Consider the following 21750-nt stretch of genomic DNA (forward strand, 5'->3'; position numbering starts at 1 on the left):
AAGGCCGTCGGTGAAATGGACTGCAATATCGCCCAGGCGGTGCCACGATATTGACGTGGGCGACCGTAAGGGCCACCCAGAGGTCAACGGCGCAGGTCGGGACAGCGGCGGTTCGATCAACGAGCTCCTGGACCGGGCGGTGGCGGCCATCAATCGCGGTGACCGCGCGGCCGCCTCTGCGTTGGCCGGTCAGGTGCTGGCGGTCGACGCCTCGAACACCGACGCGGAAAAGCTGCTGGCCGAGGACTTCCCGGACGTCGGCGGCGGCGGCGAGATTCGGCGCCTGACCATCCTGTTCGTCGACCTGGTCGATTCGACGGTGCTGTCGACGCGGGTGGAGCCGGAGACCTACCGCATGCTGGTCGGACGCTATCGCGAGTACGTCGTGCAGATCGTCGACCGCTACGGCGGCCACATCGGCTCGACGAAAGGCGATGGGCTACTCGCCGTCTTCGGTCACCCCACCGCGCACGAGGACGGGGCGCAGCGCGCGGTGGCTGCCGGGCTCGACATCACCCGCGCCGTCACCCGGCTGAGCGAACAAGCCATGCGCCGACTCGACGTGGGACTCAGCGTGCGTGTGGGCATCCATCGTGGGCTGGTGTATCTGGACATCGCCCAAGACGACGTGTACGGGTTCGCCGCGAACCTCGCCGCGCGGATCTCCTCGCTGGCCGCGCCCGACACCGTGGCTGTCTCGGACGCTGTCGCAGCGCTGGTCGCGGACGCCTACGAGCTGGTCGCCGGCCCAGCCGCCGCGGTCAAAGGCGTCGAGAGTCCGGTCAACCACTATCGGGTGCTCGGCGAGCGACCGCATGCCTTGGCGCCGTCGTCGCCGCCGATGATCGGGCGTCACCGGGAGCGCGCCTGGCTGCAGCAGGTGTGGCAGCAGGCATGCGACGGTGCGGCCAGGTATCCCGGCGTCGCATTCTGCGGCGAACCGGGCATCGGCAAGACGCGACTGGCACGCGCGGCGGCCGACATCGTCGAGCAATCGGGCGGTGTGGTCGTCGAACTGCGAGGTTCGCCGCTGCACACCGAGACCGGCCTGCATCCGGTCCGGCGTCTGCTCGAAAGACGCTGCGGCATAACACGTTTGACCACGGGTTCGGAGCGGTTGCGGCTGCTGGAGACTGAGCTGCGCGCGCATGGCCTCGATCCGGTCGACGCGGTGCCGCTGATGGCGCCGGTGCTGGGCGTGGGCGCCGAGCACGGCTACACCCCTGCCGCTGTGGAAGGCCGCACGCTCTACGAGCTGATCGGCGCGACCGTGCACCGGTACCTGCTGGCGTGCCTACGAGATCGGGCGGGGCTCGTCGTGGCCGAGGATGTGCACTGGTTCGACACGTCGACCATCGACTTGCTGGACGCCGTTTTGGCCTCGGCCGACGGGCGGGTGATGGTCGTCATCACCACACGCGACCAGAACGTTATCGAAAAGCATTGGCCGGTAACGCTTTTCGAGCTCTCGCCATTGAGCGAAGCGGAGTCTGACGCGCTGATCGACGCGCTGGCCCCTGAGGTGACCGACGCTCAGCGGGCCGCGGTGCGCGAGCGTTGCGACGGCGTGCCGTTCCACATCGAGCACGTGGTCGCCGGCCTTGAGGCCAGTGAGCCGCAGGGACAGGTGCCCGAAGCGCTGTACGAACCGCTGTTCGCCCGACTGCACACCCGCGCCGACGTGGTGCCGGTGGTGGAAGCGGCGGCCGTGATCGGGCGAAGCGGCGACGTGGCGCTGCTGCGGCAGGTCGTCGGTGGCGAAGCGGACGTCGACGCGGTGCTGGCCGACCTCATGCGGGTGCGGGTGTTCGAGCGCAACGACACCGGCGGATGGCGGTTCCGCCACGAGCTGATCCGGGAAGTAGCCGCCGAGTTGGCGCCACCGACCGTGCATCGAAAGCTGCATGCCAGAACCGGACGAGCACTCACCGACACGGTCCCTGGCGTCGAACCCGATTGGCGTGTCATCGCACGGCATTACGCCCATGCGCACCGCTTCGCCGAGGCTGTCACGGCGCTGCGCAAGGCCTCCGTCGCGGCGCGCCGGCGGGGCGCTCTGCATGAGGCTCAGACATGCCTGACCGATGCGCTCAACCAGCTGACCCACTGCGCCGCTGGTGCCGCGCGCGACCGTCAAGAGATCGCGATCCGGCTAGAACGCGGATTTTTGGCGGGCGCGACGCAGGGCAGCATGAGCGGCCAGGGCCCGGCGGACTTCGAACGGTGCCTCGAGCTGGCCAGCGCCGAGAACTACGACGACGAACTGTTCGCCACCTTGACCGCGTTGATCGGCTACTACGTGCCGCGTGCCGAGTTGCGTCGCGCGCATGAGCTGCTCGAATCACTGTCGGCCCGGGTGACCAAAGACCGGCCGTGGAGTGAGCCCGTCATCGCGTCGTCATTGGGTTCGGTCACGTGGTTGCAAGGCGACTTCACCTCTGCGCGAAGCCATTTGCGTCGAGCGTTGGCCGACCAGTCCGCCGCCGACCCGCGGGTGCTCGACACCGCGTGGTGGGTGGCCATCGACCCGATCTCGTCGGCGCATACGTATCTGGCGCTCACCTACGCGATGGGCGGCGACCTCGACGCGGCGAATGCGCACTTGGCGGAGTCGGTGCACCGCTGCGAAGAGCTGGGATTTCCGCAGAACGCCTACAACCGGGCTCACACGCATTTCGTCGACATCTGGGTTCGGCTGGAGACCGGGCAGTACGCGGCGGCATCCGCTGGCGTGGCCGCTCTTCGCCAGTTGAGCGAGCAGTCAGGCTTGGATTTGTGGCGGCTCGTCGGTTCCACCGAGAACGCCACCGTCAAGGCGCTCAACGCGATGGACGCCGGTGCCGACGCAGCCGTCCTGGCCGGCGCGGCCGAGAAGATCGCCAAACGCGTGGACGGCTCGCGTCTTTTGCATCTCAACCTTTATCTGACGTTTCACGACGCGGTGATCGGCCGCGTGCTGACGGCAGCCGGCAAGCCCGAAAAGGCCCGTCGCCGGCTCGAGTCGGCATTGCAGCACGCCGGCGAGACCGGGATGCACTTCTACGACGCCGAGTTGATGCGACTGCGCGCGCACACCCTTGCCGACCCGCAATCGCGACAGGCGGCGCTTGCGGCCGCGGTCGAGGCGGCCCGCCGTCAGGAGGCACCGTTGTTCGAATTGCGTTGCGAGCTGGACTATTTCGAGACCGTCGGCTTCGCGCGCCGACGTGAGCTGGCCGACGCGCTGGCCCGCTTCGCCGGTGACGCGCGCTGGCCCGAATGGACCCGGGCCCAGCGCTTGCTCAGCTGATCAGCGGGATGCGGTTCGCACCAGGTACGCCTTCTTCATCGGCGCGGGGTCCTCGGCTTTTCCTTTGAGCGCGGCGATCGTCTCGGCGATGTCCGGATTTTCGTGTTTCGAGATCGTGCGGGTGAACCAGGGGAACGGCGCCCACCGGCCCAGCGGTTGCAGATACCAGGCGCCGACAGCCGCCGTGAACGCCGACTGGTTGACCCGAGCCTCGATCTCCCGGTCGGAATTCAGCGCCATGTAGACCGCGAAATGCCATGCACCCCTGCGCAATCTCTTCAGCAGGCGCTTGATCAAGAACACCTCGCCCGGCAGCAGCCGGCGCACCCACATGAGCACCGGTGAACGCTCGCTGACGATATCGAGCATGCCGTGCACTTGCGAGGCCAGGATCGCGTTGACGCGGTTGAAGTCGGCCTCGAGCGCGGCCAAATCCTCTTGGGCGGTGGCGAAGGCAGCCAGCCCGAGGTCCAGGCTGATGTGGGCGTTCATCCCGGTCATCAGATGCTGCAGGATGGTGGCCTGGCCGTCTTTGGCGCCGACGAACGACACCTCCCACGGAAGGGTCAACCCGCTGTACTGATCGGGCAGGAAATAGGCGTTCAATGCGTTGAAGTACCGGCTCGCAAAGACGATGTCGAGCTTCTCCATCCGCGCCCCGTCGTCGAAGTCGCCGTCGTCGATCGCCTTGCGGATCGCGACCGTCGTGCGCTTGTAGAGCGCCGCGAAGTAGCCGATCGTGCTGCGCGCTTCGACCGACCAGTCGATCACCTGATCGAGGTTGCGCACCACGTCGTCGATGCCGGCCGGCTCCCGAAGCGGTTCCCAGCGCGGGGAAACGGGGACCTGTGTTGCCATGTCGGACGACCCGGTTCTCGTGGTGGCCGCGGCGGACCGACCATTGACCAGCCTCAGGTCGTCTGCCGACGTGCTGAGCACACTTTCCATTGCCTGCCGCCTCAATCTATCCGGCCGCGACCGGGGTGTGGCGTGAACGAACTCAACAGTGGCATGCAGTTGCGCAACGGGGATGAGTACTCGACTACTCGACTGTGCCGACAGCGTGCGCTTCCGGTGCCGCGGGCGCGGCGAGCGGAAGCGGACGGATCGCGAAAAGGCATGCGACAAACCACAGGTAGCCCAGTGCCCAGCCGGCCAGCACGTCAGAGGGGTGATGGACGTTGAGCACCACCCGGCCGACTCCTACCGCAACCACCACGAGCGCGGCCACGGCCACCGCGGCAAGCCGCGCGCGGGCCTGCCACATGCCGGTCGAAATCGTCATCAGCGCAAGGACACCCGCCATGACCCCCAGCGCATGACCCGACGGGAACGAGGTCGAGCTGGCCGCCACCAATGCGCCTGACGGCCGCGGCCGGTCGGCCAGGTCCTTGGCGATCTGGGTGACGACGCCGCTGAGCCCGATGGCCGCCACCACGAAGAGGATGACCCGCAGATTGCGTCGCAGCAGTGCGACCACCACGACGCCTGCGCCCACGACGCGAAACCCCGCCGGACCCAGCACCGTGCACAGCACATCCCAAAACGTCACCCACGCATGGTGTTTCACGCCGAAGCGGTGCAGGGGTTGCAGCGCAGCGTTGTCGACCGCCGGCAACCACGCCCAATGCATCGCGTATGCCAGCCACAGCAAGCCGTAGCACGCGGCGGCCACAGCGGCGATGACCAGCATGGCCTTGCTGCGCTTGCCCATGCGACCAGACTGTCACGGCCGCGGCCCGGCGCCGATGCGGTACACCCGCTTGGCGTTGTCCCGCAACATCGGGCCGTCGTGGAAACGGTCACACAGGATCTCGCGCAGCACCCAAATGACCTCAGCTAGAGCGATGTTCGGCTTGTCCATCGGATAGTTCGACGCCCAGAACGTCCGCTGCGGACCGAAGGCCTGGTCGAGGTGCGTCACCAGCGGCGCGATCGCGTCGCGGAACTGCTCGCGCGGCAGCCGCCCGAGGCCCAGCACCGGCATGCCCAGACCCGAGTGTTTGGCGACCACGTTAGGTAACTCAGCCAGCGCGGAGATGCCGTCGCGCCAACGGGACAGGATGCTCGCGCGGCCCGCGGCGGTGTGCCCGGTGTGGCGGCCGCACGGCGCAAGCGCGCCGACCGGCGTCGCATAGTGGTCCAGCACGAACGTCGTCTCCGGATATTCACGCGCCAGCGTCACGGCGTCCGGCAGCTGGTGCCCGTAGACCCAGACCTCGAAGCTCAGCCCCCGCTCGGCGACGGCTTGGAAGCCGCGCAGGAAGGCCGGCTCGGACAGCAGGTGCGCTCGGCTGTCCCAGTCCATGATTCCGCGGTCGGCACTGTTCGCGGCGACGCAGCGCACTCCTCGCACGAGCGCACTGGCCTGCAGGTGGGCGTCGAGAACCTTTGCTATCTGCGGCTCGGAGGGATCGGCATGCGCCACGATGGCGCCCAGGGCCGGGGCGCTGGCTTCGCCGAACGGCAGGGCACTGACCCACCGGGTCTCGTCGGCGCTGCCCACCGGCTCCTTGCTGCGCCATCCGGCTTCCACGTGCACGACGGATTCGACGCACAGCGGCGCTGCGTCGGCCGTGTAGTCAGGGGGCAGGTATTCGTTGAGCAGATACTGCGGATCGCCGGCAAAGTCGCGCGCGGCGCGCGGAAACATGCGCATCATCACCGGCCTGGCGAACGGTGCCCGCCGGATGATCTTCGCCGGCCCGGACACCACCCGCGGCGTCGTGAACGGATCCCACTGGTGGATGTGCGCGTCGACCACCACGCGTGTGTCGTCTGCCACGATGTCAGTTTGGTGCTCGGCCGCCCGCCAATCGCGATGATCGAAAGAATTGGCAGCGCCGGGCCGAATGTGGAAGGTGGCCAACCGTGAGACGTCGCGACAACGTGCTGCTCGTGCACTGGCACGACCTGGGCCGCTGTCTGGGGGCCTACGGCTACGCCGATGTGTCCAGCCCACGCCTCGACCAGCTCGCGGCAGAAGGCATCTTGTTCACCCGTGCGCATGCCGCCGCGCCCCTGTGCTCGCCCTCGCGCGGAGCGTTGTTCACCGGCCGCTATCCGCATAGCAACGGCCTCGTCGGACTGGCCCATCACGGCTGGGAGTACCGCGCGGGCGTGCGGACCCTGCCGCACATGCTGTCCGAGCACGGTTACTACTCCGCGCTGTTCGGGATGCAGCACGAAACGTCCTACCCGGAGCGGCTCGGATTCGACGAGTTCGACGTGTCGAATTCGTACTGCGACTACGTGGTCGAGCGGACCCGGCAATGGCTGGCCGAGAGCGCCCCGGCCGAGGGCGACCAGCCGTTTCTACTCACAGCAGGCTTCTTCGAAACCCACCGGCCGTATCCGCCGGACCGCTACCAGCCGGCCGACCCTGAAGGGGTCGACGTGCCCGGCTACCTTCCCGAAATACCGGAAGTGCGCGACGATCTCGCGGCGTTCCACGGCGCGATCTCGGTCGCCGACGCCGCAGTGGGCCGGCTGCTCGACACGCTGCGCGACACGGGCCTGGACGAGAGCACCTGGGTGGTGTTCTTCACCGACCACGGCCCGGCGTTTCCGCGAGCCAAATCCACGTTGTACGACGCGGGCACCGGGATCGCGTTCATCGTGCGACCGCCGGTGGGCCGCGGCATCCCGCCGCGTCGATACGACGAATTGTTCAGCGGTGTCGACCTGGTGCCGACGATTCTCGGGCTGCTCGGCATCGACGTGCCCGACGACGTGGAAGGCGTGTCACACGCCGCGAACCTGCTGGCGTGCGGGGCGGCACCCGTGCGCGGGCACGTCTACACCGAGAAGACGTATCACGACTCGTTCGACCCGATCCGGGCGATCCGCACCAAGGAGTACAGCTACATCGAGAACTACGCGCACCGCCCGTTGCTGGATCTGCCGTGGGACATCGAGGAGAGCCCGTCGGGAAAGGCGGTCGCCCCGCATGTGCGCGGGCCTCGGCCGGAGCGTGAGCTCTACGACCTCGTTGCCGATCCGGGCGAGTACCGCAACTTGCTCGAAGGCGAGCACAGCGAGCACGCGGAAGCCGTAGCGCAGGATCTGGCGGTCACACTTCACGAGTGGCGGCAGAAGACCGGCGACGTGATTCCGTCGGTGTTCGCGGGCACCCGCATCTCGGCGCGCTACACCGAAACGTATCTGCTCATCCGCGGCCGCCGGCCCACGTCGCGGTCGGGCATCGCCGCCGAGCGAGGCATCGAGCATGAAACCAGCGCGCGGCAATAGTTCCGCTCACATTGATCAAATGTGCAGCTCAGCGCACAAATCGAGGTGCAGTTAGGCTTTCGTCCGTGCCCGATCACCCGTCGTCGTATCTGGTTCTCGCGTCCCAGCGCAGCGGCAGCACACTGTTGGTGGAATCGCTGCGCGCCACCGGTGTGGCAGGCGAGCCGCAAGAGTTCTTCCAGTACCTGCCGACCACCAGCCAGCCGCCGCAGCCGCGGCAGTGGTTCGCCGATGTCACCGACGAATCGATCCTGCGGCTGCTCGATCCGCTCGAGGAGGGCACCCCGGATCTGGCGCCGGCCGAGATCTGGCGTGACTACATCCGAACCGTCGGGCGCACGCCGAACGGCGTGTGGGGCGGCAAGCTGATGTGGAACCAGACTCCCCTGTTGTTGGAGCGCGCCCGCCAGCTGCCGAACCGTTCAGGCGACGGTCTGCTCGCCGCGATCCGCGACGTGATCGGCGAGGTGCCGGTGCTCGTGCACGTGTACCGGCCCGACGTGGTGTCGCAGGCGGTGTCGTTCTGGCGGGCCGTGCAGACCCGGGTGTGGCGCGGCCGCCCCGACCCGGTGCGCGACGCGCGCGCGGAGTACCACGCGGGTGCCATTGCGCACGTGATCACCATGCTGCGCGAGCAGGAAAAGGGTTGGCGCGCATGGTTCGACGAGGAGGGCATCGAGCCGCTCGACGTGCCGTATCCCGTGCTGTGGCGCAATCTGACGCAGATCGTGGCGACGATCCTCGAGGCGTTGGGGCAGGACCCGCGGCTCGCCCCGCCGCCAGTGCTCGAGCGCCAGGCCGATCAACGTTCCGACGAATGGGTGGACCGCTACCGCGCGGACGCAGAGAGGTTGGGATTACCGACATGACGACTTCGACACCGGTCGAGGCGCGGCGCGTTGACGAACTGCGCCTGCTGGAGGCCGAGGCCGTGCACATCATCCGGGAGGTGGTCGCCGAGCTGGAACGGCCGGTGCTGCTGTTTTCGGCCGGTAAGGACTCGATCGTGCTTCTTCGATTGGCGGAGAAGGCTTTTCGGCCCGCGCCCCTGCCCTTTCCGGTCATGCACGTCGACACCGGACACAACTTCGGTGAAGTCATCGAGTTCCGTGACCGCAGGGTCACCGGCCACGGGCACAAGCTGATCGTCGCGTCGGTGCAGGAGTCCATCGACTCGGGTCGGGTGGCCGACCCCGGGCCCGGCGCGTCACGCAACCGGCTGCAAACCCGCACGCTGCTGGATGCGTTGGAGGCTGGCGGATTCGACGCGGCGTTCGGCGGTGCGCGCCGCGACGAGGAGCGGGCCCGCGCCAAGGAGCGCATCCTGAGCTTCCGCGACGAATTCGGCCAGTGGGATCCGCGCGCGCAGCGGCCCGAGCCGTGGTCGCTGTACAACGGGCGGATCCGCAAGGGCGAGCAGGTGCGGGTGTTTCCGTTGTCCAACTGGACGGAACTGGATGTCTGGCGCTACATCGAGCTGGAAAATCTCGAGCTGCCGTCGATCTACTTCGCACATCAGCGTGAGGTGTTCGAGCGCGACGGGATCCTGCTCGCGGTGTCGGAATACGCAGCACCGCGCGACGGCGAGACGTCGGCGGTCGAATGGGTGCGCTACCGCACGGTTGGCGACCTGACGATCACCGGAGCGGTGCGGTCCCGGGCCACCGACATCAGCGGCGTGATCGCCGAAATCTCAGCGGCCACAGTGTCCGAACGCGGCGAGACGCGGGCCGATGACCGCACGTCGGCCGCCGCGATGGAAGACCGCAAACGTGAAGGGTACTTCTGACATGACTGCGACCAGCGAAGCCCCGGGCGAAGCCGTCCCCACCGTGACGCGGCAGCTGCTGCGGATCGCGACCGCCGGGTCGGTGGACGACGGCAAGAGCACGCTGATCGGTCGGCTGCTGCACGACACCGACAGTCTGCCGCTGGATCACCTCGAGGCTGTCACCGACGAGCATGGCGTGGCCGACCTGGCCGCGCTGTCCGACGGATTGCGCGCCGAACGCGAGCAGGGCATCACGATCGACGTCGCCTACCGGTTCTTCTCCACGCAGACCCGCAGCTACATCCTCGCCGACACCCCGGGGCACGAGCGCTACACCCGCAATATGTTCACCGGGGCGTCCAACGCGCACGTCGCGATCCTGCTCGTCGACGCGCGCGCCGGGGTGCTGCGGCAGACGCGCCGGCACGCATGGATCGCAAAACTGGTGGACGTCAAGCACTTCGTGGCCACCGTGAACAAGATCGACCTCGTCGATTTCGACCAGAATCGGTTCCGCGAGGTCGAACAACAGCTGCAGCAGATGGCGGCTCGCCTCGGGCTCCCGGAGATCACGGTGATTCCGATCGCTGCGAAGCACGGCGACAATGTCGTAGACCGGTCGCAGCGCACGCCGTGGTACAGCGGACCGACACTGTTGGAGTATCTGGAAGGTGTCGAGCTGGCCGCTCCGCAGGCCGAGGCCAGGCGGCTGCGGCTGCCGGTGCAGTGGGTGTCGCGGCCGACGGCGTCGCAGCGGCGCCGTTACACCGGCCGGCTCTCGGCCGGCACGCTGCAAGTCGGAGATCCGGTGGTGTCGCTGCCGGCCGGTACCCGCTCGACGGTGACTGCGCTCGACACGCTGGACGACAGTCGCTCGGTTGCCGTTGCGCCGCTGTCGGTTTCGATCGAGCTGGCCGATGACATCGACGTCGGACGCGGCGACGTCTTGGTCAGCGGCGCCGACGACGCCGTCCTGCCCGTGCTGGCCCGGGAGATCGAGGCCACGGTGTGCTGGTTCGCCGACACGCCACTGCGGGCGGGCGACCGGCTGGCGCTGAAGCAGGCCACCTCCACCGTGCGGGCCACTGTGCAGGAACTGCACACGCGTCTGGACCCGGAGACGCTCGACGAGCTCGACAATCCAGTCGAGTTGGGGCTCAACGACATCGGCCGGGTCACGTTGCGTACCAGCTCGGTGCTCGTCGCCGATTCGTATGCCGACAACCGCGACAGCGGCGCGTTCATCCTCATCGACGAAAACAGCAACGACACCGTTGGCGCGGGCACCATCCTGGAACCGCGTGAGGTCAAGCCGGGTACACAGACGCGGACCGACATCCGTTGGCACCCGTCGTCGCTGGACCGCTCGTATCGCTGGTCCAAGACCGGCCAGCCCGGGGCGACGATCTGGTTCACCGGCCTGCCCGCCTCGGGCAAGTCGACCATTGCGGTGGGCGTGGAGCGGGCGCTGGTGGAGTCCGGCCGGGTGGCGTATCTGCTCGACGGGGACAACCTGCGCCACGGGCTGTCGGACGATCTGGGGTTCTCGCCGGGCGACCGCGCCGAAAACATCCGTCGCGTGGGGCATTTGACGCGTCTGCTCGCCGATGCAGGCGTGGTGGCGTTGGCGTCGCTGGTGTCACCGCTGCAATCCGACCGGGAGATCGCGCGGGCGCTGAACGAGGCGGCCAAGCTGCCGTTCATCGAGGTGTATGTCGCGACGTCGTTGGAGGAATGCGAGAAGCGCGACCCGAAGGGGCTGTACGCGCGGGCCCGCAAAGGCGAGGTCAAGGGGCTGACGGGCGTCGACGCACCCTACGAGCCGCCGGAGAACCCGGACCTCGTGCTCGACACCACGGGAGCCGATCTCGACGAGCTCGTCGGCCGCGTCATAGCCCTGCTCAACGAACGCAGCCCGCGGTAGACGCCGAAACGGCTGTTCTCGCTCTGAGGTTTGTGCCCGACGGCGAAGATCCGCCGAAACGCGAACAGCGTGCCGTGCGGTCCAGCCGGATAGGCGCCCCGCAGTTCGGCCGCGAGTTGTGCGGTGAACTCTTCCGCATCGGCCGGCGACAACGCGGCGAGGACCGGACGTAGGCCGGTGCCGCGAATCCACTCCAGCACAGGGTCTTTGCCCGTGAGCACATGCAGATAGGTGGTCTCCCAGACGTCGGCGCGCAGCCCGGCGTCCAGAAGCACCGCCGCATACGACTCAACGGTGCCGACCGCGGGCATGCGGTTCTCGACAGCGCGCAGCTTGCCCGCCCACTGTGGAGCGGCGGCAAGTTGTCGCATCAGCACATGCGACGGCGAGTCGAAGTTGCCCGGCACCTGGACGGCCAGCCAGCCGCCGGCCGGAAGTGCGCGAGCCCACGCGGCAATCAGCTCGTGATGGCGTGGAATCCATTGCAGCACAGCGTTACTCACGACGACATCCACGCCGTCGGCTGGTTGCCAGTCGCCGGCGTCCCGGACGGAGAAGATCACGTTGGGCACCTCGGGCGCCTCGGCGATCATCTCCGGTGACGAGTCGAAACCTTCGACGACGGCATCGGGCCAACGCTGCGCCAGCGTCGCGGTCAGATGGCCCTGGCCGCAACCGACGTCGACGACGTGCCGGGGCGCGACCGCCCCGATTCGCGCCGTCAAGTCGAAAAACGGTCGGTCACGCTCGGCGGCGAAACGGCCGTACTGCGCGGGGTCCCATCGCATCCACGCCAGCGTATCCGCGCTGCCTCGTGCCGCGAGCATTCACGGGTTCTGCGCCGCCGACCGTTACAGTCGATGAATTCTCACCGTGCGATCAGGAGGTCCTTGATGCCCCGACGCCACCTCCCGCTTACCGTGCTGGCAGCCGCCGTGTTGGCCGTCGCCCCGGCCTGCTCGACAGGAAAAGCGCCGCACGAGAAGACCACCACGCCGACGACCACGTCGGTACCCGCGCAGTCGCACGGTGTGTACGAGCAGTGCCTCATCAACCACGGTGTACCGGCTCCACCGGCCGGGCCGCCTCCCGGTCCAGGTCCGGTGCCGGCGGGCCCGCTGCCCGGGCCGGTCGAGGGCAGCCCCGGTGCCACACCGCCACCGCCGCCACCCGGTGTGGACAAGGCGACCTGGGACAACGCGCAGAAGGCTTGCTCGTCGCTGCAGCCCACCCCGCCCACGACCGGCCCCTGAGTTAGCATCCGCTTAGCGGGTCTATGGACCCGGTGAAAGAAAGGCCGGCCGGCAATGACGTCAAGCGCTGACCCCGTCGAGCCACCCTTACCAGTTCCCAACGTCGCCGGTGCTGACGCCGGTGCGCGCGGCCTGCCCGACCGTTCCGAGCTGTCGATCGGTCAGCGGCTCACTGTCGACGTCTCCGCCGTCGCCGACGTCGGGTTGCGCACGTTTGTCGCCTCCCTCGTCGGTGCGGCGATGTTGCCGCCGATCCTCGCGGAACTGGTGCGCCGCTCCGACACCGCACGCGAGCGCGACCACATGCGGTTCTACGCCGAACTCGCAGCCGAACACGATCCCGCCGCGTCGTTCCCCGCGCCGCAAGAACCACCCCGCATCTACTCGCGCCCGGCCAACCCGATCGCAGAGTGGCTGGCCCACGGCCGCGTGCACAACATCCAGTTCCAGAGCAGCTTCGAGCCCGTGAACCCCGCGCTGCGGGAGCGGTGGCGTCGGCTGGAGCGCAACAACGTCGTGCGGGCACAGCATTGGCGACACGAGGACGGGCCGCATCCCACCTTGTGCTTGATCCACGGGTTCATGGGATCGCCGTACCTGCTCAACGGGTTGTGGATGTCGCTGCCGTGGTTCTACCGCTCCGGCTACGACGTGCTGCTCTACACGTTGCCATTCCACGGCCGGCGCGCCGAAAAGTATTCGCCCTTCAGCGGATACGGCTACTTCGCGGGCGGTCTGACCGGCTTCGCCGAGGCCATGGCACAGGCCGTCTACGACTTCCGGTCCCTGCTCGACTATCTCGAGTTCACCGGCGTGGAAAAGGTTGCGCTGACCGGCATTTCGCTGGGCGGCTACACCACCGCGCTGATCGCCGGAGTGGAAGACCGCCTCACCGCGGTCATCCCGAACGTCCCTGTCGTCTCGGTCGAAGACGAGCTGGAGGACTGGTTTCCGGCGAACAAGCTTTTCGCGTTGGGACGCAAGCTCGGAGAGATCGACCGAGACGAGTTCGTCGCCGCGTCGGCGTATCACTCACCGCTCAACTACCGCCCGCTGGTGCCCCGCGACCGTCGGCTCATCATCACGGGACTGGGCGACCGGCTGGCACCTCCTGAGCAGGCGGAGATGCTGTGGCGGCACTGGGACCAATGCCATTTGCACTGGTTTCCCGGCAACCACATCCTGCACGTCAGCCAGCCCGAGTACTTGCGCCGGATGACGCGGTTCCTGCGCCCGCTGATGTTCGGCTGAGCGTGTCCGCCCGCCGGCGTGCCGGCAGTGCGAGATGATTCCCGCATGACGTTGCCGGGCCTGGACCTGTTCTTGCGGGTCGGGCTTGCCACGTTGTTGGGCATCGCGATCGGTGTCGAGCGCCAGTGGCGCGCGCGGATGGCCGGGCTTCAGACCATGGCTCTGGTGTGCATGGGCGCGGCGCTGTTTCTGATCATGGGCGCGTATACCTTTCATCGCGAGCAGGACCCAACTCGGGTGGCCGCTCAAATCGTCACGGGCATAGGCTTTTTGGGCGCCGGTGTGATCATGAAGCAGGGTTCGTCGGTGGTCGGGTTGAACACGGCGGCGACCCTGTGGGCCACCGCCGCTGTCGGCGGGCTGGCCGGGGCATGGATGTGGCGCGAGGCCGTCGTCGGGGCCGCGGTGATCATCGCCGCCAACACGTTCCTGTCGCCGCTCGCGGCGCGCATGGATCAGGTGCGCTCGCGGACCGGGCGGGAGATCCCGCCCGCCGACTACGCGTTCGAACTGCAGTGCGCAGCGGACGCGGAGGCGCGCGTCAAGGTGTTGTTGCTCGACGCGTTGACGCAGCCCGGCCTCCAGTTGACGTCGGTGGGCTCGATGGCCACGTCCACACCTGGCGAAACCCGACTGCGCGCCGAGCTCTCGGCGGCCACGCGGTACGACGAGGTGCTGGAGAACGCCGTGCGGACACTGAGCATGGACCCCGACGTCAGATCGGCGCGGTGGTCGACGCTGGGTGAGGCCGGCGTGCGGTTCATGTGATTTCGGTGCGCTAACCGACGCGCAGCGAAGGTTTGCGCACCGAAATCGCGGGGTCAGACGAGCGGGCGCCCAGTACGCATCCGCCAGTCCAAGTCACGCAGCAGCACGTTGAACGGGAACTCCTGGACGAACTTGGGCGCCATGTTGTTGGCGACGCGGATCGCCGCCATCAGCCGGTCGAACCTGCGCTGCCGACGCTCGTCCCACGGCAGCCGCATTTCGTCCCGAAACCGTTGCGGCAGAAAGCCAGTCGTGATCAACAACCCGACGCTGTCCAGCGGTTCTTGCAGCCGGCGCGGCAAGGAAATGGGCGGCCGGCCCGCCGCGATCGGATACAGGAACTTGCGGACGGTGTCGTCGATGTGCACCTTTTCGAGCGACTCGCGCCAGTACTCGTCGAAAGCGGCGCGGTCCTTCGGCCACATCTCCGGCGGCACCTGCAGCGTGGTGCCGAACGCCATCGCGTCGCGGTAGTGCGCGTCGGCGGTTTCCTCGTCCATCTCGCCGACGAACAACCGCTCCACGTCGACCACGCCCTTGTACATGCAGGCGGCCACCCACAGCTGCAACTCGGGGTCGAAAGCGTGGTAGCGCACGGGGCTTTCGGCCGTCGAATACACCTGGGCGTGTGCCCGGTTGACAGCGCGGCGGTACGCCGCCTTCTGTTCCTCGGTGCCCGCGACCGCAACCGCGATGTAGGTGAACGTGGTCCGCGCTCGTTTGATGGGATGGCGGTCGATGCGCCCGCTTTCCACGCGGCTCTCCACCACGCCGTAGCCGACGCCAGGGCGGGACAGCTGCATGATCACGTTCGCAGGACCGGCCAGTAGGCCCACGCCCATCATTCCGGCGTCGGTACGCCTATTGATGCGACGTGCTCGCCGCACCGGGGCGGATACCGGCTGCTCGACGTAACTGTGTGGCTCGGCGACCGTCATGGGCACCCCTATCGAGAAATCTGCGAACGCGCGTTTCCTGAAGTTTCCCAGCGCGCGCCAAGGGTGTCAAGATGGTGCGATGGCGCCGACGAGCACTCGGCCGTATCGCGGCGTGCAACCTGACGACCGCCGCGCCGAGCGGCGAGCCAGGCTTCTCGACGCCGGGCTGACCATCCTCGGGTCGCAGGCCGGCCCGGATGCGTTGACGGTACGCGGCCTTTGCCGGCAGGCCAACGTCTCCGCCCGCTACTTCTACGAAAGCTTCTCCGACAGAGACGAGTTCGTGGCCGCCGTGTACGACTGGGTGATCACCGAACTCGTCAGCACCATCCGGGCCGCGGTGACAGCCGCACCGCAGAACGAACAGGCCCGCGCAGCGATGGCCAATCTCGTGTCGTACATCGACGAAGACCCGCGCGTGGGCCGGCTGGTGTTCAGCACCGAACTGGCCGATCCGGTGGTGGTGCGCAAGCGCGAGGAGTCGACTGCACTGATGGCGATGCTGCTGGGCCAGCATGTCGGCGAGACCCTGCGACTGCCTGAGGACGACAACCTGCGGGCGGCATCGCAATTCGCGGTCGGCGGCGTGCGGCAGGCGCTCAGTTCATGGCTGGGGGGTCAGGTCAGGTCGACGCCGGCCGCGCTGGTCGAGCAGCTGGCCTGGTGTATCGACCGACTGAACCCGCGGCGCGACTAGGCTCGTGCGGGCACTCGCCGGTCGGCGGCCGTCTTGGGTTGGGTGACGATCTCAGCTTCGCTGAATTCCTTTGTCCAGCAAGCGAATTCGAGTGTGATGCCGTCGGGGTCGTGGAAGTAGAACGACCTGACGTAGACGCCGGGATGCAACTGCGCGGCGACCTGGTTCTCGCTCTCGTCGTGGTTGAGCACCGGCCCGACACGCACACCCTTGTCCTTGAGCTTCTGACGGTATTCGTCGAACTTTTCGGCGGGCACGTGAAACGACAGGTGGTTCATGGAACTGACCGCACTGACGATGTCGCCGATCCCCGGAAGGTTCCTGGGCGCGGAGATACCCGGCACCGCGTCCGGCGCGTCGCGGAACCAGAAGAACGCGACACAGTCACCGTTGCCCGCGTCGAAGAAGAAGTGCTGACCGACTCCACCGGGCAGGTCGAGCGCCTTGATCAGCGGCATGCCCAGCACGTTGCGGTAGAAGTCGACGGTGCGTGCCATGTCCGAGCACACCAGCGCGACGTGATTGATGCCGCTCAACGCGAACTCGGTGTTGGTGTTCTGCGGCTTGATCATGACGTCCCCTCCGGACCTTCTCAACAGCCAAACATGAATCTAACATCAGATTCAGATTTAGCTCAATGGTTGGGAGTGACGTTGGCGCAACCGAACCAGCCCTCGAGGCAGCCACTGCCCACGGCGCGCGGTCGCCGGACCCAGGCCGCGATCGACGCGGCCGCCCGTGACGTGATTGCGCGCAAGGGAATTCTGGCGACGACGATCTCCGACATCGCTGCGCAAGCACGGCGCTCCACCGCGTCGTTCTACAACTATTACGAATCCAAGGAGGCCATGGTCCGCGAGTGGGCGGTGCGATTCCGCGACGAAGCCGGTGAACGCGCGGAAGCCGTGACGCGCCACGGTCTGTCGAATCGCGAACGCGCACGTGAGGCCGCGGCTGCGCACTGGCGCACCTACCGCCACCGGCTGGCCGAGATGATCAGCGTGTCGCAGCTGGCCATGGTCAACGACGACTTCGCCGCGTACTGGTCCGACATCTGCGCAATCCCGATCTCGTTCATCACACGCATGGTCGAACGCGCTCAGGCGGAGGGCTATTGCCCCGACGACGATCCGCACTTGATCGCCGTCGCGATCGTCTCGATGTTCAACCAGTTCTGCTACGTGCAGCTCTCCGGTCGCCACCCCGACGAGGTCGACGACGACGCGTGCATCACCACGCTCGCGAACATCTTCTACCGTGCGATCTATTGCAAGGGGGCGGCCTGACATGTCGCCGACACCGGGGGTGATCCGCGAGTTCGTGGGCCTGACGTCGCCGACCGCACGGCGAGCCGGCGCCGGCGGGCACCCGTGCCAAGGCTTGTATCACCGTGGCGTGGGCCGCAAACCGAAGGTGGCGATGATCGCCACGCATTACCAGATCGACTTCTCCGAGCACTACCTTGCCGACTACATGGCCACGCGCGGCGTCGGCTTCCTCGGCTGGAACACCCGATTTCGCGGCTTCGAAAGCAGCTTCCTGCTCGACCACGCCCTGGTGGACATCGGGGTCGGCGTGCGTTGGTTGCGCGACGTCCAGGGCGTCGAAACCGTGATACTGCTTGGCAATTCGGGCGGTGGCTCTTTGATGGCGGCATACCAGTCGCAGGCCACCGAACCGAACGTGGCGCCGGTGGCCGGAATGCGGCCCGCAGCCGGGGTGAACGAGCTGCCAGCCGCCGACGGGTACGTCGCCAGCGCCGCGCATCCCGGCCGCCCCGATGTGCTGACCGCATGGATGGACGGCTCGGTAGTCGACGAAAACGATGCTGTGGCAACAGATCCCAGTCTCGACATCTTCGACGAACGTAACGGCCCGCCGTTCTCACCCGAGTTCGTCGAGCGTTACCGTGCCGCGCAGCAGGCACGCAATCACGCGATCACCGACTGGGTCGAAGCCGAATTCGAACGGGTTCGCGCGGCGGGGTTTTCGGACCGGCCGTTCACGGTGATGCGCACCTGGGCGGATCCGCGGATGGTGGACCCCACACTGGAGCCCACCAAGCGGCCACCGAACATGTGCTATGCCGGGGTGCCTGCGAAGGCCAACCGTTCAGCGCACGGCATCGCCGCTGCCTGCACTCTGCGCAACTGGCTGGGCATGTGGAGCCTGCGCCACGCACAGACGCGAGCCGAGCCGCATCTGGCCCGCATGACCTGCCCGGCCCTGGTGATCAACGCAGAGCAGGACACCGGGGTGTTCCCGTCCGACGCGCAGCGCATCTACAACGCTCTGGGCAGCAGCGACAAAACGTCGGTCTCCATCGACAGCGACCACTACTTCACCACGCCCGGGGCGCGCAGCGAGCAGGCGGATACCATCGCCAAGTGGATCGCCAAACGGTGGCGGTAAGAGTCCTGGCCCACTTCACCCCCGGGCCCAAGGTGCTGAACTTCCTTGAACACCAAGCGGATTGGCTCGACGTCCGCTATTGCGCCGAGGACGACGACGCCACCTTCTATCGCGAGCTGCCCCAGGCAGAGGTGATCTGGCATGTGCTGCGGCCGCTGTCCGGATCTGATCTCGCGAAGGGCAAGCGGTTGCGGCTGGTCCACAAGCTGGGCGCAGGCGTGAACACCATCGACGTGGCCGCGGCGAGCTCGCTGGGCATCGCGGTCGCCAACATGCCCGGCGCCAACGCACCGTCGGTCGCCGAAGGCGCAGTGCTGCTGATGCTCGCGACCCTGCGCCGGCTGGTCGAATTGGACCGGGTGACCCGAGCCGGCGCGGGCTGGCCGACGGACCCGTCCCTGGGAGAAACCGTCCGCGACATCGGCAGTTGCACGGTCGGGCTCGTCGGCTACGGAAACATTGCGCGCCGCGTGGAGGCGATCGTCGCCGCGATGGGAGCCACGGTGCTGCACACCAGCACCGGCGACGACGGCACAGCCAGCTGGCGCCCGCTGCCAGCGCTGCTGGCCGACAGCGACATCGTGTCGCTGCACCTGCCGCTCACCGACGCGAGCGCTGGACTGCTCGGCAGCGGCGCGCTCGGGGCGATGAGGAACGACGCGGTGCTGGTGAACACCTCGCGGGGGCCGATCGTCGACGAAGCCGCCTTGGTCGAGGCGCTGACTACCGGCCGGCTCGCCGGCGCAGGCCTGGACGTGTTCGCCGTCGAACCCGTCGCCGCCGACAACCCGCTGCTGCGCCTCGACAACGTGGTGCTGACGCCGCACGTCACCTGGTACACCGCCGACACGATGCGGCGCTACCTCGTCGAGGGCGTCGAGAATTGCGCGCGGCTGCGGGACGGGCGCCCGCTGAACAACGTCGTCAACGAGTAATCTCAGACCCAACCCACCGGTTATTCGATGGAAGGCGCACCCCATGCCTCTGGCAATCACGACCGAACACAAGGACCTCGCCGAATCCGTGCGCGCGCTGGTCGAACGGGTGGCGCCGTCGGAGGTGCTGCACGAGGCGCTGGAAACACCGATCCCCAACCCGCCGCCTTACTGGAAGGCCGCAGCCGACCAGGGCCTGCACAGCGTGCATCTCGACGAGTCCGTGGGTGGGCAGGGCTTCGGCATCCTGGAGCTCGCGATTGTGATCGCAGAATTCGGTCGCGGCGCTGTGCCAGGGCCGTTCGTGCCGTCGGTGATCGCCAGCGCGCTGATCGCCGCGCACGACCCGCACGCGAAGGTGCTCGGCGACCTGGCGTCCGGCGCGGCGATCGCGGCCTACGCACTGGAGTCGTCGCTGACCGCGACCCGACAGGGCGACTCGTTGGTGGTTCGCGGTGAGGCCCGCTCGGTGCCGTCGGCCGCGCAGGCCTCGCTGCTGGTGCTGCCGGTTGCCGGCCTCGACCCGGAGACCAGCGGCACCGAATGGGTGGTGATCGATGCGGATGCGCTGGAGATCGAACCGGTGCAAAGCGTCGACCCGCTTCGGCCGGTGGCGCACGTACGGGCCAACGCCGTCGAAGTGCCCGCCGACCGCGTCCTCAGCAATCTCAACGTGGCCAGCGCACGCACGCTGGTGACCACGCTGCTGTCGGCCGAGGCCGTCGGCGTGGCACGCTGGGCCACCGACACCGCGGCGGCATACGCGAAGATCCGCGAGCAGTTCGGCCGGCCCATCGGGCAGTTCCAAGGCGTCAAGCACAAATGCGCGGAAATGGCCGCCGACACCGAGCGGGCCGTCGCGGCGGTGTGGGACGCCGCCCGGGCGATCGACGAGGGCATCGAAAACCCGGAGGCCGCTGCGGAATTCGCGGCCGCCGTGGCCGCGACCCTGGCACCGTCGGCCGCGCAGCGCTGCGCCCAGGACTGCATCCAGGTGCACGGCGGCATCGGATTCACCTGGGAGCACGACACCAACGTGTACTACCGGCGGGCGCTCGGCATCATCGCCGCGTTCGGCCGAATCTCGGACTACCCGCAGCTGGTTGTCGACACCGCGACCAGCACCGGGATGCGCAAACTCAACATCGACCTCGACCCGGAGACCGAGAAGCTCCGCGACGAGATCCGCGCGGAAGTGGCTGCGCTCAAAGCACTTCCGCGGGAGCAGCGCACCGCCGCAATTGCCGAAGGCGGCTGGGTGTCACCCCACTTGCCCAAGCCGTGGGGCCGCTCGGCGGGGCCCGTCGAGCAGATCATCATCCAGCAGGAGTTCGAGGCCGGTCGGGTCAAGCGGCCGAACCTCGGCATCGCGGCGTGGCTGGTGCCGTCGATCGTCGCGTTCGGCACCGAAGAGCAGAAGCAGCGCTTCCTGCCGCCGACGTTCCGCGGCGAATTGATCTGGTGCCAACTGTTTTCCGAGCCGGGAGCCGGTTCGGACCTGGCGAGCCTGACGACTAAGGCCACCAAAGTCGACGGCGGCTGGCGCATCACCGGCCAGAAGATCTGGACGACGGCCGCGCAGTACTCGCAGTGGGGTGCGCTGCTGGCCCGCACCGACCCCAGCGCACCCAAGCACAACGGGATCACGTACTTCCTGCTCGACATGTCCAGCGACGGCGTGGAAGTCAAGCCGCTGCGTGAGCTGACCGGCAACGCGATGTTCAACACGGTGTTCATCGACGACGTGTTCGTCCCCGACGACCTGGTGCTGGGCGAGGTGAACCGCGGCTGGGAAGTCAGCCGCAATACCCTTACGGCAGAACGGGTTTCGATCGGAAGCAGCGAGGCGCCGTTCTTGGCCAACCTCAATGGCCTGGTGGAGTTCTTGCGCGACGGCCATTTCGACCAGGTGGCACAGAACCGGGCGGGCCGGCTGATCGCTGAGGGCCATGCGGCCAAAGTGCTGAATCTGCGCTCCACGCTGTTGACGATCGCCGGATTCGACCCGATGCCCGCGGCCGCGGTGTCCAAGCTGCTGTCGATGCGCACCACTCAGGGCTACGCCGAATTCGGGGTGTCGTCGTTCGGCACCGACGGCGCGATCGGCGACCCCGACACGTTGCAGGGCAAGTGGGTGCAGTACCTGCTGGCCAGCCGTGCCACCACGATTTACGGCGGTACCTCGGAGGTGCAGCTGAACATCATCGCCGAGCGGCTGCTGGGCCTGCCCCGCGACCCCTAACCCCTTGCGATTTCGGTGC

18 protein-coding genes and 1 pseudogene are annotated in these 21750 nt (G+C 67.7%); 13 read left to right on the forward strand and 6 right to left on the reverse strand.

Annotated features, from left to right (window positions below):
* The first annotated feature begins 55 nt into the window (after positions 1-55).
* Positions 56-3289 (forward strand): ATP-binding protein, encoded by a 3234-nt coding sequence (locus AC5Y4N_RS07865; protein ID WP_499905193.1) that lies wholly within the window; start codon positions 56-58, stop codon positions 3287-3289.
* Here the strand turns inward: AC5Y4N_RS07865 and AC5Y4N_RS07870 are convergent, their stop codons facing one another.
* From AC5Y4N_RS07870 to AC5Y4N_RS07880, 3 genes are all read right to left on the reverse strand, one after another.
* Positions 3290-4147, reverse strand: coding sequence for a DUF5995 family protein (locus tag AC5Y4N_RS07870; protein WP_499905190.1), 858 nt, complete (start codon positions 4145-4147; stop codon positions 3290-3292).
* Positions 4148-4331: 184 nt separating this feature from the next.
* Positions 4332-5003: a phosphatase PAP2 family protein gene (locus AC5Y4N_RS07875; RefSeq protein ID WP_499905188.1), complete on the reverse strand. Its 672-nt coding sequence runs from the start codon at positions 5001-5003 to the stop codon at positions 4332-4334.
* Between the two features lie 12 nt (positions 5004-5015).
* Entirely contained in the window at positions 5016-6074 is a 1059-nt protein-coding gene (locus AC5Y4N_RS07880; protein WP_499905185.1) for an amidohydrolase family protein, read from the reverse strand.
* Between the two features lie 86 nt (positions 6075-6160).
* Here AC5Y4N_RS07880 and AC5Y4N_RS07885 point away from each other — a divergent pair, with 86 nt between their 5' ends.
* From AC5Y4N_RS07885 to cysC, 4 genes are all read left to right on the forward strand, one after another.
* A complete protein-coding gene (locus tag AC5Y4N_RS07885; protein WP_499905183.1) occupies positions 6161-7540 on the forward strand; it encodes a sulfatase family protein in 1380 nt (459 codons plus the stop codon).
* A 65-nt stretch (positions 7541-7605) separates the two neighbouring features.
* The gene (stf0, locus tag AC5Y4N_RS07890; protein WP_499905179.1) at positions 7606-8409 is read left to right on the forward strand and encodes a trehalose 2-sulfotransferase; all 804 of its coding nucleotides are present in this window, start codon (positions 7606-7608) and stop codon (positions 8407-8409) included.
* On the forward strand, positions 8406-9329 hold the full coding sequence (gene cysD / locus AC5Y4N_RS07895; protein ID WP_499905177.1) for a sulfate adenylyltransferase subunit CysD: 924 nt from the start codon (positions 8406-8408) through the stop codon (positions 9327-9329). The genes stf0 and cysD overlap by 4 nt, the downstream gene beginning before the upstream one ends.
* 1 nt (position 9330) lies before the next feature.
* Positions 9331-11235 carry an adenylyl-sulfate kinase gene (cysC, locus tag AC5Y4N_RS07900; protein ID WP_499905173.1) on the forward strand — a complete coding sequence of 635 codons (1905 nt, stop codon included), beginning with the start codon at positions 9331-9333 and terminating at the stop codon, positions 11233-11235.
* A 26-nt stretch (positions 11236-11261) separates the two neighbouring features.
* Here the strand turns inward: cysC and AC5Y4N_RS07905 are convergent.
* Positions 11262-12023, reverse strand: a pseudogene (locus AC5Y4N_RS07905) (trans-aconitate 2-methyltransferase); the annotation flags it as partial.
* A gap of 105 nt (positions 12024-12128) precedes the next feature.
* Between AC5Y4N_RS07905 and AC5Y4N_RS07910 the strand changes: the two are divergent.
* Genes AC5Y4N_RS07910 through AC5Y4N_RS07920 form a run of 3 tightly spaced genes read left to right on the forward strand, consistent with a single transcriptional unit; the run spans position 12129 to position 14507 of the window.
* The gene (locus tag AC5Y4N_RS07910) at positions 12129-12488 is read left to right on the forward strand and encodes a hypothetical protein (protein ID WP_499905170.1); all 360 of its coding nucleotides are present in this window, start codon (positions 12129-12131) and stop codon (positions 12486-12488) included.
* Positions 12489-12542: 54 nt separating this feature from the next.
* Positions 12543-13739, forward strand: a complete 1197-nt coding sequence (locus AC5Y4N_RS07915; RefSeq protein ID WP_499905166.1) for an alpha/beta hydrolase family protein — start codon at positions 12543-12545, stop codon at positions 13737-13739.
* Positions 13740-13790: 51 nt separating this feature from the next.
* A complete protein-coding gene (locus AC5Y4N_RS07920) occupies positions 13791-14507 on the forward strand; it encodes an MgtC/SapB family protein (protein WP_499906300.1) in 717 nt (238 codons plus the stop codon).
* Between the two features lie 53 nt (positions 14508-14560).
* Here the strand turns inward: AC5Y4N_RS07920 and AC5Y4N_RS07925 are convergent, their stop codons facing one another.
* Positions 14561-15445 carry an oxygenase MpaB family protein gene (locus AC5Y4N_RS07925; protein ID WP_499905162.1) on the reverse strand — a complete coding sequence of 295 codons (885 nt, stop codon included), beginning with the start codon at positions 15443-15445 and terminating at the stop codon, positions 14561-14563.
* Between the two features lie 79 nt (positions 15446-15524).
* On the opposite strand from AC5Y4N_RS07925, the gene AC5Y4N_RS07930 reads away from it, so the two are divergent.
* The gene (locus tag AC5Y4N_RS07930; RefSeq protein ID WP_499905157.1) at positions 15525-16142 is read left to right on the forward strand and encodes a TetR/AcrR family transcriptional regulator; all 618 of its coding nucleotides are present in this window, start codon (positions 15525-15527) and stop codon (positions 16140-16142) included.
* Here the strand turns inward: AC5Y4N_RS07930 and AC5Y4N_RS07935 are convergent.
* Entirely contained in the window at positions 16139-16714 is a 576-nt protein-coding gene (locus AC5Y4N_RS07935; protein WP_499905153.1) for a VOC family protein, read from the reverse strand. The two genes, AC5Y4N_RS07930 and AC5Y4N_RS07935, sit on opposite strands and share 4 nt — an antisense overlap.
* A 75-nt stretch (positions 16715-16789) precedes the next feature.
* Between AC5Y4N_RS07935 and AC5Y4N_RS07940 the strand changes: the two genes are divergently transcribed.
* Genes AC5Y4N_RS07940 through AC5Y4N_RS07955 form a run of 4 tightly spaced genes read left to right on the forward strand, consistent with a single transcriptional unit; the run spans position 16790 to position 21731 of the window.
* Positions 16790-17428, forward strand: coding sequence for a TetR/AcrR family transcriptional regulator (locus AC5Y4N_RS07940; RefSeq protein ID WP_499905149.1), 639 nt, complete (start codon positions 16790-16792; stop codon positions 17426-17428).
* A 1-nt stretch (position 17429) separates the two neighbouring features.
* Positions 17430-18554, forward strand: a complete 1125-nt coding sequence (locus AC5Y4N_RS07945; RefSeq protein ID WP_499905143.1) for an alpha/beta hydrolase — start codon at positions 17430-17432, stop codon at positions 18552-18554.
* The gene (locus AC5Y4N_RS07950; protein WP_499905139.1) at positions 18530-19489 is read left to right on the forward strand and encodes a 2-hydroxyacid dehydrogenase; all 960 of its coding nucleotides are present in this window, start codon (positions 18530-18532) and stop codon (positions 19487-19489) included. Before AC5Y4N_RS07945 ends, AC5Y4N_RS07950 begins: the two co-directional genes overlap by 25 nt.
* Positions 19490-19532: 43 nt before the next feature.
* Positions 19533-21731 carry an acyl-CoA dehydrogenase family protein gene (locus tag AC5Y4N_RS07955; RefSeq protein ID WP_499905135.1) on the forward strand — a complete coding sequence of 733 codons (2199 nt, stop codon included), beginning with the start codon at positions 19533-19535 and terminating at the stop codon, positions 21729-21731.
* The last annotated feature ends 19 nt before the right edge of the window (positions 21732-21750 follow it).

The sequence above is a fragment of the Mycobacterium sp. NGS19 genome, from assembly GCF_059813155.1.